This is a genomic window from Xenorhabdus vietnamensis, from assembly GCF_002127535.1.
Classification (GTDB): Bacteria; Pseudomonadota; Gammaproteobacteria; order Enterobacterales; family Enterobacteriaceae; genus Xenorhabdus; species Xenorhabdus vietnamensis.
Genome location: NZ_MUBJ01000022.1, coordinates 1 through 16,372, shown reverse-complemented (window position 1 = coordinate 16,372; position 16,372 = coordinate 1). Strand labels below are relative to the sequence as shown.

General features: G+C 39.4%; 13 protein-coding genes and 1 pseudogene. 6 read left to right on the top strand and 8 right to left on the bottom strand.

All coding sequences use genetic code 11. From position 1 onward, the window contains the following. Nucleotides 1–42: 42 nt before the first annotated feature. Nucleotides 43–603, bottom strand: a complete 561-nt coding sequence (locus Xvie_RS16075; protein WP_086110199.1) for a cytochrome b — start codon at nt 601–603, stop codon at nt 43–45. Between the two features lie 569 nt (nt 604–1,172). Here Xvie_RS16075 and Xvie_RS16070 point away from each other — a divergent pair. The 3 genes from Xvie_RS16070 (at nt 1,173) to Xvie_RS16055 (ending at nt 4,422) form a co-directional block, all read left to right on the top strand. Then, entirely contained in the window at nt 1,173–1,802 is a 630-nt protein-coding gene (locus tag Xvie_RS16070; protein WP_086110198.1) for a glutathione S-transferase family protein, read from the top strand. Nucleotides 1,803–2,571: 769 nt separating this feature from the next. After that, nucleotides 2,572–2,979 (top strand): Ail/Lom family outer membrane beta-barrel protein, encoded by a 408-nt coding sequence (locus Xvie_RS16065; RefSeq protein ID WP_086110197.1) that lies wholly within the window; start codon nt 2,572–2,574, stop codon nt 2,977–2,979. A gap of 837 nt (nt 2,980–3,816) precedes the next feature. Then, the gene (locus Xvie_RS16055; protein WP_086110195.1) at nt 3,817–4,422 is read left to right on the top strand and encodes a transposase; all 606 of its coding nucleotides are present in this window, start codon (nt 3,817–3,819) and stop codon (nt 4,420–4,422) included. Between the two features lie 324 nt (nt 4,423–4,746). Here the strand turns inward: Xvie_RS16055 and Xvie_RS16050 are convergent. Beyond that, a pseudogene (locus Xvie_RS16050) lies at nt 4,747–5,004 on the bottom strand (IS1-like element transposase); the annotation flags it as partial. Between the two features lie 381 nt (nt 5,005–5,385). On the opposite strand from Xvie_RS16050, the gene Xvie_RS16045 reads away from it, so the two are divergent. Next, nucleotides 5,386–5,667 carry a hypothetical protein gene (locus Xvie_RS16045; RefSeq protein WP_086110193.1) on the top strand — a complete coding sequence of 94 codons (282 nt, stop codon included), beginning with the start codon at nt 5,386–5,388 and terminating at the stop codon, nt 5,665–5,667. 1,209 nt (nt 5,668–6,876) lie between these two features. Here Xvie_RS16045 and Xvie_RS16040 read toward each other — a convergent pair. The 4 genes from Xvie_RS16040 to prpB form a co-directional block, all read right to left on the bottom strand. Next, a complete protein-coding gene (locus Xvie_RS16040; protein WP_086110192.1) occupies nt 6,877–8,763 on the bottom strand; it encodes a propionate--CoA ligase in 1,887 nt (628 codons plus the stop codon). 123 nt (nt 8,764–8,886) lie between these two features. After that, nucleotides 8,887–10,338, bottom strand: a complete 1,452-nt coding sequence (locus tag Xvie_RS16035; protein ID WP_086110191.1) for a bifunctional 2-methylcitrate dehydratase/aconitate hydratase — start codon at nt 10,336–10,338, stop codon at nt 8,887–8,889. A 36-nt stretch (nt 10,339–10,374) separates the two neighbouring features. After that, entirely contained in the window at nt 10,375–11,550 is a 1,176-nt protein-coding gene (prpC, locus tag Xvie_RS16030) for a bifunctional 2-methylcitrate synthase/citrate synthase (protein ID WP_086110190.1), read from the bottom strand. Next, nucleotides 11,543–12,448 carry a methylisocitrate lyase gene (gene prpB / locus Xvie_RS16025; protein ID WP_086110189.1) on the bottom strand — a complete coding sequence of 302 codons (906 nt, stop codon included), beginning with the start codon at nt 12,446–12,448 and terminating at the stop codon, nt 11,543–11,545. The genes prpC and prpB overlap by 8 nt, the downstream gene beginning before the upstream one ends. 310 nt (nt 12,449–12,758) lie before the next feature. Here prpB and prpR point away from each other — a divergent pair, with 310 nt between their 5' ends. Further along, complete coding sequence (gene prpR, locus Xvie_RS16020; protein WP_086110188.1) at nt 12,759–14,447, top strand: propionate catabolism operon regulatory protein PrpR; 1,689 nt, start codon at nt 12,759–12,761, stop codon at nt 14,445–14,447. Between the two features lie 64 nt (nt 14,448–14,511). On the opposite strand, the gene Xvie_RS21670 is transcribed toward prpR, so the two are convergent. Together Xvie_RS21670 and Xvie_RS16015 are read right to left on the bottom strand one after the other, a co-directional pair. Next, nucleotides 14,512–14,664: a hypothetical protein gene (locus Xvie_RS21670; protein ID WP_167376289.1), complete on the bottom strand. Its 153-nt coding sequence runs from the start codon at nt 14,662–14,664 to the stop codon at nt 14,512–14,514. A 36-nt stretch (nt 14,665–14,700) separates the two neighbouring features. Next, a complete protein-coding gene (locus Xvie_RS16015) occupies nt 14,701–15,078 on the bottom strand; it encodes an SH3 domain-containing protein (protein ID WP_086110187.1) in 378 nt (125 codons plus the stop codon). Between the two features lie 223 nt (nt 15,079–15,301). On the opposite strand from Xvie_RS16015, the gene Xvie_RS16010 reads away from it, so the two are divergent. Then, nucleotides 15,302–16,014, top strand: a protein-coding gene (locus tag Xvie_RS16010) for an IS1 family transposase (RefSeq protein ID WP_208612600.1) whose coding sequence is annotated in 2 segments (ribosomal slippage) — nt 15,302–15,554 and nt 15,554–16,014 — 714 coding nt in all. Because the reading frame shifts where the segments join, the coding sequence is not laid out codon by codon here. Nucleotides 16,015–16,372 lie beyond the last annotated feature (358 nt).

Here is a 16,372-nt window from a genome sequence, read left to right as displayed (position 1 = left end):
TCAAATATGGTTTTTTCAAACATAAGAGTAATTCTCCAGAAATTATTTTATATCGGGATTGAAACCAAACATTCTTTTTAGGGTGATATCACGGTCGATAAAATGGTGTTTCAATGCTGCGAGGCCATGCAGCAGAGAGAGCACAACTGCAATCCAAGCAAAATAAAGATGGATAATGCCGGCTGTATCCGCTTGAATTCCTTGCTCAGTCAAGGTTGCGGGAATATCGAACCATCCAAAAATGCTGATGGATTCACCATCTGCAGTAGAAATCAGGTATCCGCTAACTAAGATGCCAAACAGGACGATGTACAGTGCGAAGTGTGCCAATTTTGAACTGATGCGTGTAAATTGGCCATAACTTGTCAATGGATTTGGTGGTGGAGAAATAAACCGCCACATAAGGCGAATAATCATGACAAAAAAGACTAATATACCGATGCTTTTATGCAGCTCTGGTGCACGATGATACCAAGTATCATAATAACTCAATGTCACCATCCACAATCCAAGAGCAAACATCCCATAAACGGCAAGAGCTACTAGCCAATGGATTAAAATAGAAATATGACCAAAGCGTGTGGAAGTATTTTTTAGCAGCATACTGTTTCCTTATTTTTGATCACTTATACCCAATCGATTTCAAGTTACGGTGTAGTCAACAACTTGAAAAACGGATATAAAGCGTACTGGCAACCCTAAAGTATCATAAATATTAATGAGAAAGTCAGGATATTATAGTAGATAAAAATTAAATTTTGTTTTTATAAATCTCAAGCAAATAATTTGTTTGAGAATGTCAAAATTTATCAATAATAAAATGGAATGGTGATGTTTTAGGTAAAATAAAAGTGGTGAAATAAGTTATTATATTCCTTTTGGTTATTTTCTTATAACTTATTATTTGTTGTTTATTTTTGTGATCTTAATTTATTTTTTAATTCTAATTATTTTATATTTATTTTTAAGATCTGTTTTTGTTAGTTAGTTAATCATTTCAAATAACTTTATCAGTAACTATTTCATTATGAAAGTAACAATTTTATTGCCTATCTCTTTTTTCTTATTATGAGATAGCTTACTATTTTTTATGCAGTCACATCATTTATCACAATACTGTTTATACAATATTATTTATCATAATACTATTTATCACTACAGAGAGAAAAACGATGTACACATTGTGGATAGCTAATAAAAATTATTCTTCTTGGTCACTGCGTCCGTGGATTTTACTCAAGGCTCTTAATATCCCTTTTAGCGAGCAATTGAATTTTTTTGCAAGTGATAAAAGTAGCTATGATAAATTCAAAGCATTTTCACCTACGGGATTGGTTCCTTGTCTGGTTGATGGAGACATTACGATTTGGGATTCATTGGCGATTGCAGAATATATTGCTGAGGAACATGCTCAAGTCTGGCCAGCAGATAAAATAGCCAGAGCTTGGGCAAGAAGTGCTGCCGCGGAAATGCACTCTGGTTTTACGGCATTGCGTCAGGTTTGCGCAATGAATTGTGCTGTTCGGACGGAGTTGGATGCAATAACCCCCGAATTACAGCACGATATTGAGCGAGTCGATGCTCTTTGGACAGAAGGGCTAACTAAATTTGGTGGTGAATGGCTGGCGGGAGATAAATTCACGGCTGTCGATGCGTTTTATGCTCCTGTGGCTTTCCGCGCCCAAACTTATGGATTGAAATTTTCTGCTATGAGTCAGGATTGGATTGATCGTATGTTGAGACATCCTGCGATGGTGGAATGGCTGGCATCTGCGGTAAAAGAACCTAAAACAGCACACTGATTTACACTGTATGGCATTTTATATAATTTTAAATTATAACTTTATTTATTATTTTTATGTTTAGGAAAATAATCTCACTGATTAATAATTGTATTTTTTTTCTATAAATACCTTTTCATAATAGTGATACATTTAGCTCTTGAATCCCCCTTACTCCTCGCGGTGCGAGGAGTAAGAAAGTGATCTAGCATTTTGAGAGCTTATTTAGATGAAAACGTATTTGCTTTATAGTGATTTCTATATAAGAAAATAGAGTTTTTGCAGAAAAAAGTGCTGACAAGTGTCTTAGGTTTGCTTTTCCTGAGATAAATAAAGGGTTTATTGAATTACCACCAGATAGCGTCGCTCGTTTATATTGTTACTTAATAAGTGAAATGTAATAAGGTATAAATAATTTATCTGATTTAATTAGCCAATTATAGTTTTTTAACATTTTTATAGGTAAGAAATTTTCTGGATAAAAAGAGCTCCGTGTAGAAAACGGAGCATAAAGGTAGTAGCTGAGAGAATGTAATACAAACAGTACAAAATGTAGTGCGAAAGTATAATAACCTAATGACACTAAATATTGGTTAAACGAAATAGCATTTATATCAAAAGCCGCTATGATCAGGATTGAAATAGCTGCGAAGCAAAATAGTGTCAGCAATACACACCTTATTTAATCTTTAGAATATTATTGAATTACTATGGATTATTCCACCTTTGAAATTTTTCACCTTCAGTATACTTAGCATTTTTGACGATTATATAAACAACGGATAGTTAGATGAAAAATGCAATTACGGTATCAACTCTGGCTGTAGGTTTATTATTTTGTTCATTTTCTCAGGCAGAATCTCAAGCCATTTCTTTAGGGTATGCGCATGTTAAACTACAAGAAAATAAAGCACTAAAAGGTGCAATCCTGAATTATCATTATGAGCTTAGCAATGAATGGGGGATATTGTCTTCGTTTACTTTTGCTAAGGGCGATAGAAAAGAGACAGAAGAAGATTGCAAGGTAAAATTTAAATATTATTCATCTATGATTGGACCTACTTATCGCATCAATAACTATCTTAATATTTATGGTCAAGCTGGTATTGCTCCTTTCAAAGCGAAATTTTCAGAAGATGAAGGATATAATATTATCGAACAAGGTAAGTTAACTTCAGATTTGGTTAAGAAGTTTTAAGCCGGAACCGTCGAAATTTCCGTCACCAAAGCTAAATAGACCATCGGAGTGACCACATTTTTATTCCCGTTTAAGTAATATTAAACACAATTTAATTTCCGTTTAGGTAATATTAAACACAATTTTTGTACAATTGAACCTCTTCATTTTCATTGCGAGATTATGATGTTATTTTGAATATGGAGGGAATGTTGTGAAGAAAGTAATTGCATTTATTTTGTATTTTCTCATCTACTTTACTGTTGTTTGGCTCTTTTCCATTTTTTTTTCGGAGAAATTAGAAGTTTCAAGCACCATTACAGATGCATTAATTTTTTCTGGCGTAATGGTGTTTTTCTTCATGAAAATAGTTAGAGACAAAGGGGCTATTACGAAAATCAATTAAGGAATTTTATAATGAAATAACTTACCACAATTGAAATTTTATCGGTTTCTGGTGCAAATGGCGTACATGGTACAAAACATGGTTCAGATGGTTTTAGTAAGGCTGGCCTAACAGGTGCTGCTGTTGGCGGGGTTGGCGCTATTCCTGATGCCATCGGCGGAGTGGCTCTTGCAGGTGCAGGATATACAGCCAATAAACTAGCTCAGGGGGCTTTCAAACAGCACTTTGAGTTGGTATTAATCCTATTTTGCACCCTTACCATCTGTTTCGTAAGAGTGCGCTTCAGCAGTTTTCCTTCAACCTTTTTCCCTTCTCAGTTATATATGTCATTCGTTCGTGTGACTGACTTACATTTTGCAGCCCTGAATTTCAGCGGTTCCGGCTTAGCAATGGCATTCGGTTAAGGAAATAACGATGTTATAAAAACAAAGTTTAAATGGGGGGAGAAAATCATGAATATCTACCAACGCCTAAACAAAACTTTTTTTAATTCATGTTCAAGAATTGATAAATATTGGCAAAAAAGAAAGAGAACAATTGATACAAAACTGATTGTTCTTTTCCTAATGAAAATTATATCAGGAAAGAATAATCATGGGTATGCTTATATTATCAATGAAATATGGGATGACTGCATTCGTGAAGAAATACCCCTTCCTCAATATAATCCTATCTCTGCTTCATCGATGTGCGAAGCCAGAATAAAATTTGAACAAGATTATTATAAGATAAAAGATTTTAATGACTTATACCATCAACGATGGGAAATAGAGGAATTATATAAACTATCCAAATCAATCCTATGTATTGAAGATTTTCATTCACATAATGAGAAAGGCGTCAAACAAGAACTTCGGGCACATATATTATTAATTAACCTGACAAGGATATCGGAAAATTATTTTAATCACAGGAACTATGATGATGAGGGGAGTCGTATCAATAACAAGGAGAGCAGGGATAAAAAACAGAAGCTGAGTTCAAAAAACTGTTTGTTTTTTGTCGTCAAATATCTCCCTCAGCTAATACAAGGTAAGCTAAAAAAGCATTTAAAATAATTTTATTACATGCTTCACGCACTTATGGCAAGAATGATACAACGGGTGAGACCAGGGAGGCACTACCCACGGAAAAAAATAAAAAATCCATATGGTAATGAATAAGGGTTTTTGTTCATAAAACCAATTGATTTTTTATTATTTACCAATGAAATTATATAATAACTTTTCTATACACTTCTTAAACAAAAATAAATATTTAGATATTTATTGTTAATTTTATTTTGCATTATTAGCAGAATAATTGTCCTGAATCGCCAACCGATTAACGGCCTCAGTAGCATTATCAAGCCCATTCAGTGAGTTTTCTAATGCCCCAACAGATTTGTTTAGTGTTTTCATGACAGTGGCTGTGGCGATTTTCAGAACACGAGCGGTGTCGCGAATACCGCCGTTATTCATTGCCATATCGACAATCTGTTCCTTCACACCCGGCTTGCAGGCTTGGTAGGTGTATTCCAACTGAAAGACCTTGCAGCAGGTATAGCGGCGATAACGGGGATGGTCACCATTTCTTTTTCCATGCCCTTTGACATGTTCTGATTTGTGACAATAACGACAATAGACGTCAACTTTAGCCATGTTTCACTATTAAAAAACGGGAAGTATATCATAACAACTATCTATCTAATACATGACCCTGTTTTATATCATCGAAAGATCTTTATATTATTAATCACTAACAAAATAATGCTGTAACTATTTTTTAATTTAAATAAACATTACGGACTTGAACAATAAGGTTCGTTTTAAACCGTAATGGATTATTCGATATTTTTAATTTTAAAACTGCCTTTTTAACTTATTTAAAATCAGGGGTGAAATAAAAAAAAGCACATAAAACCTGTAAAAAAAATAGGTAAAGTTGAATTTTATATATATATTTAATGCCACCATTCTAGATTGGGATTTTGATAAATTTTTTCTTAATAAAATCAGATTAAAATAGTGAGGAATTGTAATATGACTCTTAAAGTCACGAATAACACGCTTAAAAAAGTTGAGATTTCAATTAATTACTGGAGTACTGACAAGGGTGGTGCAACTGACAAATATTATGTTGTAAATCCAGGGGAAACCACTGGTAGTTGGAATCGTAGTGATTCACGTGGTTATGTAATGGCAATGAAAAAAAATGATATAAATTCATCATATGCTATTTCCAGTAACAGCCACGTTATTATTTATGATCTGTCGGTTACAAATAATAACTTACTGATTCTTCCTTTCGCCATAACACCATGAATTAATCCTTGGTGAAATTAGATTAAAATATATTTATGTTATTACCATCGGTGACCATTTGGATGGTCACCGAATTCAAAAATAAAACTACTCATCGCCAATAAAATACTGTAGGTCATGTATTAGATAGATAGTTCAGTCACGTGGTTTTACTGGTGCAATGCTGCTTTTTACTGATATCCTGATTCATATAATTCAGCAAAAACACCCTGTTTTGGTTGGATTTGTGCACTTATCAATGACATTCGGTTAAATCCTTATCGGAGCATCAAAAAAATTCCATCGTGTTCTGGGTTTCATCGATTTCCGTGGGTAGTGCCTCCCTGGTCTCACCCGTTGTATCATTCTTGCCATAAGTGCGTGAAGCATGTAATAAAATTATTTTAAATGCTTTTTTAGCTTACCTTGTATTAGCTGAGGGAGATATTTGACGACAAAAAACAAACAGTCTTTTGAACTCAGCTTCTGTTTTTTATCCCTGCTCTCCTTGTTATTGATACGACTCCCCTCATCATCATAGTTCCTGTGATTAAAATAATTTTCCGATATCCTTGTCAGGTTAATTAATAATATATGCGCCTGAAGTTCTTCTTTGCCAAGATTTATCAATTCTTGAACATGAATTAAAAAAAGTTTTGTTTAGGCGTTGGTAGATATTCATGATTTTCTCCCTCCATTTAAGCTTTGTTTTTATAACATCGTTATTTCCTTAACCGAATGCCATTGTCCGGCTTAGAACCCAAAGAGGCATAAATTTTTGGCAAAAATCATCGACGCAGCAGTAAAGTTCTTCTAAATTATACATGCCTGAGGATCTCCACGATTTTGTTTTCTTTAGTAAAAACTTTGATCGTGTCTCAGGCACTTAGTTCCTTTCTTAAGCGAAGCTCACGTTAAATTATCAGAAAATGCCTTAGCATGGGGAGTGAGATTTATCATTGATTCTGTTGAAAATTTTACTGTGGCAATCGGCTATGAGGGAAGTCAGTTTAAATACGATGCAGAAGAGAATGTATCAACCAAAGGTGTTAATATCGGCTTTGGCTATTGTTTTTAGGTTTTTATTCAGGAAAATTGGTTTTTATTATCTGAATACTTGGTATGGCCGATATAATATTATTGCGCTGTTTATGAAAATTTATTGAGCGCTATCAAAAAGGGCCATACCAAATATCAATTGTTATCATTGAATTAATCCTTTCTCTATTTCTAATGAGAAACTGCATCTTTAATAATGTCCAATGAGATCGGGTTCTCAATCAGGGCAATATCACTGGGTTCACGACCTTCACAAATGGCCTGCATAGTACGACGCAACATTTTTCCTGAACGTGTTTTCGGTAATTGCGTCACAAAATAGACCCGTGCTGGACGCCCAACGCCGCCGATTTTCTTATCCACCAATTCCATCAACGCTTTTTCCAATACAGCAAAATGGTCAGCAGACTGGATTTCCCGCCCTTCTTTGAGGACAGCAAAAGCAACGGCTGCTTGCCCTCTTACTTCATCTTTGATACCAATGACGGCAACTTCTGCCACATCTTCATGGCTGGCGATACACTCTTCAATTTCTCGTGTTCCCAAGCGATGACCAGAGACGTTAATCACATCATCTGAACGCCCCAGAATAAAATAGTATCCGTCGCTATCACGGATCCCCCAGTCGAAAGTTGAGTATACTTGCTGGCCAAAGTGTCTCCAGTAAGTATTGATAAAACGGGCATCGTCGCCATAAATAGTCTGGATGCAACCCGGAGGCAAAGGGCCTTTGATGACCAGCATCCCTTTTTCATTGGCACTGCATTCCTGACCAGTCAGTTCGTTGATTAGTTTGACATTAAAACCGTACATGGGAAAACCTGTGCTACCAAACCGGCTTGGTCTATTATCCAAACTCCGAGCAATCGCCATAATTGGCCAGCTTGTTTCAGTTTGCCAGTAATTGTCAATCACAGGCACATTAATGGTTTCAGTAATCCAACGGGCGGTATGCTCATCAAGAGGCTCTCCCGCTAAATAGAGTGTTTCAAGTGAGGAGATATCATATTTGTCGATGCAATCCGTAGGATATTTTTTCAGGACACGGATTGCTGTAGGGGCAGAAAACATTCTGGTGACACGATATTTTTCGACAATTTGCCACCAAATGCCAGCGTCTGGCCGTATCGGAAGCCCTTCATACATAACGGTTGCCATACCGGCAATCAATGGGGCATAGATAATATAAGAGTGTCCGACAACCCAACCAATATCTGATGTACAAAAGAAAACGCCGCCAGCCTTGCCACCAAAAATAACGTCCATTGAAGTTGCCAGCGCCACAGCATAACCACCGACATCTCGCTGAACACCTTTCGGCGTTCCGGTTGTGCCTGATGTATAGAGCACACAGGATGTTTCATTGGATTCAAGCCATGTGACGGGAATTTCTGCATCAAGATGTTTCTGCCGTAATGTAGTGAAATCCACGTCTCTGCCGTCCACCCAATTAATGTCGGATAGCCCACGATCTACCATCAAAACATGGCGTGGTGTGTGTTTGGCTAACTCAATGGCTTCATCCAATAGAGGTTTATAGGGAATGATTTTGCCTCCACGTGAGCCAGCATCCGCAGAGACAACTAAAACCGGTTCGGCGTTATCCAATCGGGTGGCGAGGCTATGGGAAGCAAAACCACCGAATACCACTGAATGAATGGCACCAATACGGGCACAGGCCAGTAAAATAAATAGAGCTTCGGCTACCATTGGCATATAAACAACAACGCGGTCGCCTTTTTTCACGCCGAGGAACAACATCATCGCGGCAGTTCTATTCACTTCTTGATGTAATTCTTTATAGGTGAAAACGCGCTCACTATGAGTTTCTGTTGAAATGGCAATCAGCGCCTTGGCATCGGGTTGGCTTTCCAGCCAGCGATCCAATGCGTTGTAACAGAGATTGGTTTTCCCTCCACAAAACCAACGGGCAAAAGGTGGGTTGGTGTGATCCAACACCTGTTCAAAAGGTTGTTGCCAGTGTATCCGTTTGGCTTGTTTAGCCCAAAAAGCATTGGGATCATTAATCGAATGCTGATAGAAATCTTGAAATGACATAATCTCTCCTAGCATATGCGGATGAGAGGCGGTTTCTGGAATCAGAGCCGCCGATAGCGATGTCTTTCGTCTTTCAAGTCACTACCTAATTAATAGTGACTTGAAATTGATTGAGTATATAGGTTATATAACGAACAAATCGAGGTATTCGTTTACAGGAATATCTCTCAATGACATAAGGTCAAGTGATTTCTCTAAAATTTTTTGTTGTTGATTTTGAGGGAAACGACGTGCCAGATTGATTCTGAATTTTTCTTCTAACAGTGGAATTCCATCTTTGCGGCGACGCGCGTGCCCAATCGGGAATTCGACTTTGACTTCGTCCAGTTGTGAGCCATCGGTAAAGACCAAAGTCAGTGCATTGGCAATAGAGCGTTTTTCGGGATCATGATAATCACGGGTGAAATCGGTATCTTCGATACAGACTATTTTTTCCCGCAAGGCGTCAATGCGTGGATCAGCAGCGATATCATCCTCATAATCCGCAGCCGTCAGGCGCCCGAAAATCAGTGGGATGGCGACCATATATTGAATGCAGTGATCCCTGTCAGCAGGATTATTCAATGATCCTTGTTTATCAATGATTCTGATACAGGCTTCATGGGTACGGATAGTGATTTGAGCAATATCTTCAATGTGTTTGCTATGTTCTTTCAGTTGTTGATGCAGGCTCATTGCCGCTTCTACGGCGGTTTGCGAGTGGAATTCTGCCGGGAAAGATATTTTGAACAGTACATTTTCCATTACGTAAGAGCCATAAGGGCGTTGGAATCTGAATGGCTGGCCATTGAACAGGACGTCATAAAATCCCCAATTCTCGGCGGTCAATACGGAGGGATATCCCATCTCGCCTTTTTGGGCTATCAATGCCAGACGCACAGCGCGGGAGGTTGCATCCCCCGCTGCCCAAGATTTGCGGGAGCCGGTGTTGGGAGTATGACGGTAGGTTCTCAGTGATTGACCGTCAACCCAAGCCAGTGAAACTGCACTCAATATTTCTTCACGTTTCAGCCCTAACATTTGAGCGACAACCGCTGTGGAAGCTACTTTAACTAAAACAACGTGATCCAATCCGACTTTATTAAAAGCATTTTCCAATGCCAGACAGCCTTGAATTTCATGCGCCTTAATCATCGCTGTCAGAACATCCCACATGGTTAGTGGTTTTTCCCCGCGGGAAATCGCATTTCTTGACAGCCAGTCGGCAGTAGCAAGTATTCCTCCCAGATTATCAGAGGGATGTCCCCATTCAGCCGCCAGCCAAGTATCATTGAAATCGAGCCAGCGAATCATTGCACCAATGTTGAATGCAGCCTGAACAGGATCGAGCTGGAATTGAGTTCCCGGCACGCGTGCTCCATTGGGCACAGTTGTTCCCGGCACAATTGGCCCTAATAATTTGGTGCAGGCGGGATATTCCAGCGCTTCCAACCCGCAGCCCAGGGTATCTATCAGGCAGTGATGGGCTGTGGCGTAAGCAATTGGGGAGGTTATGGTGTAGCCCATGACATAATCCACAATATCCACAATCACCTGATCGTAATCAGGGCGGTTGTTAACAACAGAGGTAGACATAATCAATCCTTAAATCGTTGTTATATGTAAATCGGGTTATTTACGTAGTTCAATCGGTATAAATGCCAAATTTTCAGGGCCGGTATAGTTAGCCGATGGACGGATGATTTTGTTATCAATGCGTTGCTCAATAATGTGTGCCGCCCAACCAGAAGTCCGGGCAATCACAAACAGTGGTGTGAACATGGCAGTAGGAACGCCCATCATGTGATAGGACACCGCAGAGAACCAATCGACATTCGGGAACATTTTCTTGTTATCCCACATCACGGACTCAATCCGATTTGCAATGTCATACATCTGGGTTGTACCTGCTTCTTGGGAAAGTTGCAGGGAAATTTCTTTAATCACTTTATGGCGGGGATCGGCAACGGTATAAACTGGATGACCGAAACCAATGATGACTTCTTTTCTTTCCAGACGTGCAAGAATATCAGCCTCGGCTTGAGCTGGGGTGCCATAGCGTTGTTGGATTTCAAATGAGACTTCATTGGCTCCGCCGTGCTTCGACCCACGCAGAGCACCAATTCCCCCGATAATGGCAGAGTAAGTATCCGATCCCGTACCTGCAATGACCCGGCTGGTAAAAGTAGATGCATTAAATTCATGCTCTGCGTACAGGATCAGGGAAGCATGCATTGCCCTTTCCCATGATTCACGCGGTTTTTTACCATGCAGGAGATGAAGAAAGTGTCCGCCAATGGAATCATCATCGGTTTCAACTTCAATGCGGCGGCCATTATGGCTGTAATGATACCAATAAAGCAGTATTGAGCTGAGAGAGGCGAGTAAGCGATCAGCGATATCACGGGCACCTGCGAGGTTATGATCCTCTTTTTCTGGCAAAGTGCAGCCCAGTACAGAAACGCCGGTACGCATCACATCCATTGGATGCGCTACCGCAGGCAATGCTTCCAATGCAGATTTAACGCTGCTGGGCAGGCCACGCAAGGATTTTAATTTATTCTTGTAGGATGTTAATTCTGCGCGGGAAGGGAGTTTATCGTGGATAAGAAGATAAGCTATTTCTTCGAACTCACAATGGGCGGCTAAATCGAGAATATCATAGCCACGGTAATGTAAATCATTGCCATTTTTGCCAACAGTACAAAGCGCTGTATTACCTGCTGTAATACCGGACAGAGCAACCGATTTTTTAGGTTTGAATGTCGTAAGTTCAGGAGCTACCGTGACTGTATTCTGTTTATTCATGCGTATCACCTCTGCTATTTTTTTGGGAAAACAGGGCATCCAATTTTCGTTCAAAATCGTAGTAGTTGATGCTTTCATAAAGTTCATTACGGGTTTGCATCATATTGATGACGTTTTTCTGTGTGCCATCTTGACGCAAAGCGGTATAGACTTGTTCGGCCGCTTTATTCATGGCCCGAAATGCCGACAGGGGATAAAGAGCAATGGCGACGTTTACGCTCCTTAATTCTTCGATTGTAAAGAGTGGTGTCGCACCGAACTCGGTAATATTCGCCAAAATAGGAACCTGTGTTTTGGACGCGAATTCCTTATACATATGCAGCTCTGTAATCGCTTCAGGAAATAGCATATCGGCACCTGCTTCAACATAAGCTGCGGCTCTGTCCAGCGCTGCATCTAACCCTTCTACTGCCAACGCGTCCGTGCGAGCCATAATGACAAAATTTTCATCGGTACGGGCATCAACGGCAGCCTTGATGCGGTCTACCATCTCCTGTCTGGAAACAATTTCTTTATTCGGACGATGCCCACAACGTTTGGCACCGACCTGATCTTCAATATGAACACCGGCAGCCCCTGCTTTAATAATAGAATGAATCGTGCGGGCCACATTGAATGCTGAAGAACCGAATCCGATATCAGCATCTACAAGCAATGGTAAGTCGCAGACATCAGTAATGCGGCGGATATCAATCAATACATCATCCAGTGTAGAAATTCCCAAATCTGGCAATCCCAAAGATCCCGCAGAGACCCCGCCACCTGAAAGGTAAATAGCTTTGTAGCCTGCTCGTTTTGCCAGTAATGCATGATTTGCATTGATGGTTCCGACGACTTGTAACGGAGATTCGGCCTTTATTGCTTGACGAAAAACCAAACCTATAGAGGAAAATGCCATACATAACCCCATTGTTGCTAAAATGAAACAACTTTGTGCATAATTGTTATTTAAGCAATGTTTATACCAGAACTAAAAAATTGACGAGATGATAGGATGGTGGGTATATATAAGGTATTGTTTTTTATTGTTTAAATTTAGGATTCTCTTTTGTTTTGGCTAATGAATATTCACTGTTTGGTTATTGGCTATAATGTATGCTTGTTTCATTGTGAATCAATTATGTTTCATTTTTGTTTCAAATTATGAAGGTGAAACGATAAGGTGAGTTTAGATATAGTGCACTTATTACAAAAGATATGGGGGCAATATGGCATCAGTACACGTAGAGGAACGTGATAACAATAGGCCGGTGATTTGGACAGTTTCTGTTTCCAGGCTTTTTGATCTTTTTCGTGATATTACGCCGGAATTTGATCACCAAGTTGATATCACTCCGATTCAGTTAGGTTTTGAACGTGCGGTTCAACACATTCGCAAGCGATTGGAAACGGAGCATTGTGATGCCGTGATTTGCGCAGGATCTAATGGTGCTTATTTAAAAAGTCGTTTATCCATACCGGTAATTATTGCCAAAGCCAGCGGATTTGATTTTATGCAGGCATTGGCTCGTGCCCGACAAATCAGTTCCCGGATTGGCGTCATTACTTACCAGAATACGTTGCCTGCATTGGAAGAATTTCAGCAGCGTTTCAATTTGCGTATTGAACAACGCAGTTATGTGACAGAGGAAGATGCCAGAGCACAGGTCAATGCTTTGAAAGCGATGGGTATCAAAGTGATTGTGGGGGCAGGGTTAATTACTGATCTTACTTATGAAGCTGAGATGGTGGGGGTTTTTGTCTATTCAGCGGATTCCATTCGGCAGGCATTCCAGAATGCATTGGAGATGGCCCGAATGACCAAACTCAATCAGGCAGTGATTTCTCCTTATCCTACAGAAGATAAGCTCCGCACACGTCATACGATCAGTGATATCAGAGGAAATTCTGTTGCGGTAGAACATGTGCGCAATACGATTATGCTGTATTCCCGTTCGGCGGCCACAGTTCTGATTCAGGGTGAAAGTGGTACGGGAAAAGAGCTGGTGGCACAGGCTATTCATCATGAATATACATTGCGTCATGGGCAGTTAGCGGGCAAACATCCACGGCCGTTTGTTGCGGTTAACTGTGGAGCGATTACTGAGTCTTTGCTGGAGGCTGAACTGTTTGGTTATGAGGAAGGAGCTTTCACTGGTTCACGACGTGGCGGGCGTGCAGGTTTATTTGAAATTGCGCACAGGGGGACGTTATTCCTGGATGAAATTGGTGAAATGCCATTGCCTTTGCAAACGAGGTTATTAAGGGTTTTGGAAGAAAAATCCGTTGTCAGGGTTGGTGGGTATCGTCCTATTGCTGTTGATGTTCGGATCATCTGTGCTACGCATTGTGATTTGGATACCTGGGTGAGGGAAGGCCGTTTTCGGGCCGATTTGTTCTACCGTTTGAGTGTATTGCGAATTAAGGTACCGGCATTAAGGGAAAGGGGAAATGATATTGGCTTGTTGGCGCTAGAGTATTTACAACGGGCTTTCGCGGCACTTAATTTACTTGTTTCTGTATCAAGGATACAAGAGCTTGCGGAGTGTCATGAAGTATTGCATTCCTATCATTGGCCGGGAAATGTGCGTGAACTGCGTAATTTGATGGAACGAATAGCACTTTATTTGAGTGCTCACCCTGAACAGGCTTTGACTTCTGCATTAATATTATCACTTTCACCTGAGCGTCAAATTGATACCAATATTATTAATAGTAATGTTATTAATAATAATGTGAAAGCAGCCCAGTTTGAAGCATCTTCTTTTATTGAAAACACGCTTTCAGCGCATGATATTACAGTACATGATATTGTGGCTCGATTTTCAGGTAATCGACGTGCAGCCGCGGAATATCTGGGGATTAGCCGCACGACATTATGGCGGAGATTAAAGCAAGGGCAGGGAAAAATCAAATAGAAAAATTAATTTTAAATCTATTAGGTATATATTGAAATTCTATCAGGTGAACAATAACCGTTAATTAGGTTTTATTTCCCAATAAGTGAGCATATAACTTCATATCGATATTTTCACCACTTAAAATAACTCTAACATGTTGCTCTTTCAATTGTTTCCGCATCGATTTGACCGCCGCAAATTCCAAACAACCAATAGGTTCGACAATGGTTTTCATGCGCTCTGCTAAAAAGTATATAAATTAATTAATTGATTATCTGACGCAGCAAGAATGTCTTTGACAAGGTGGTGAATGATGGCAAACGTATTCCAGTGGGATCCAGCCTGCTTCTCCCGATTTCTTATGTGCCCAATACCAGCCGTTTAGTGTTCTCTCCAGATACAGATATTCTCCTGCTTTTACTGTCAACTCATGAGCTGTGTAATTTTCGTTACATATTGCTTTATCAGGATGAATGAAATCTAGAATTTGTTGAGGAACCCAACCACTGATATTTAAAGAATTCGTAGTCCAAATCCAGTAAGGATATTCAAGATCTCCGTAACTGACTGCAACTATATCTCCAGCTTGTAATTTGATAGGGTTTGGATAAGCGCTAATGTAATCGCGGGTTACAATACCTTTCTTCATTAGTTTTACTCCCAATTTATTCTGATGTTCAGAAAATTATACATAAATATAGAGGGCATTATGCTCCTAACTAATGGTACCTCATAAATTATCTATGTCTGGTAACGTTTCATTTAATTTTTTTTGAGATAGATCGAAATAGCTGACAGGTATTGTTACTATGCCCGGTCATGACTTCAAAGCGTTAATTTGATATTCTTGCACTTTTTAATGGGACATCATCATGACTGTTACGATAGAAGTTGTTTGTCGATATTGCGGTCAAACCGAACCTGTACGTAAACACGGGACAGGTAAAGCAGGCTTCCCTCGCTACTATTGCAAAGACTGCCAAAGAACCTTTCAACTCAACTATCGTTACAACGGCCATAAACCGGGTATGAAAGAAAAAATTGTGGATATGGCGATGAATGGCTCTGGTGTGAGAGACACCGGCCGTGTGTTAGGTCTCGGTATCAATACGGTGATACGGACATTAAAAAACTCTCGCCAAAACAAGTAACATCGCGACAGACTGCTTATGACGATGTCACACTTATCTGTGAATTGGATGAGCAATGGTCTTTTGTAGGCAATAAAAAACAACGTCATTGGCTTGGGTATGCGTTTGATACGAAAAGGAAACAAGTCATAGCCCATGTCTTCGGCCCCAGAACGGATGCAACCTGCCGAAAATTGCTCAACTTACTGGCGCCTTTTAATATTCGTTTCATCACAACCGATAACTGGGGAAGTTATGCCAGAGAAGTGGAGCCGGAAAAGCATCTGGTAGGCAAAATTTTTACCCAACGTATAGAGCGGCATAATCTCAATCTACGAACTCATATCAAGAGGTTGGCGAGAAGAACAATTTGTTACTCACGTTCAATGGAAATCCACGAAAAACTCATTGGCGCCTATATTGAAAAACATCATTACAACCCTTTGGAGTCATGACCGAATTTCTCACCTTTAACTCCTGCATGGTGCAGGTTCATCCTATATCTTAAAAAGACGAATCGTATCATTTCATAATGACAAATGTTTATCTTCCCGCCATTTGATATTTTTACTCCAAAATTACAACAATCCATGTGCTTATATTAAGGTGTTTTATTTTTCTGCTAGTTTTAAAAAATATTTAAATAAAGTTATTTGTTATGGCCAATTTTTTACTTATTAGAATAAATTTGTTTGTTATATAAATCGACTTGGGTGATGTTGATTTTGAGGGAGAGTGTTTTTTAAAAAATTAATCTTTATAGGAATTCTATTGTCATAATATATGTGAGTTTTAGGTGCAATCAATAATGAA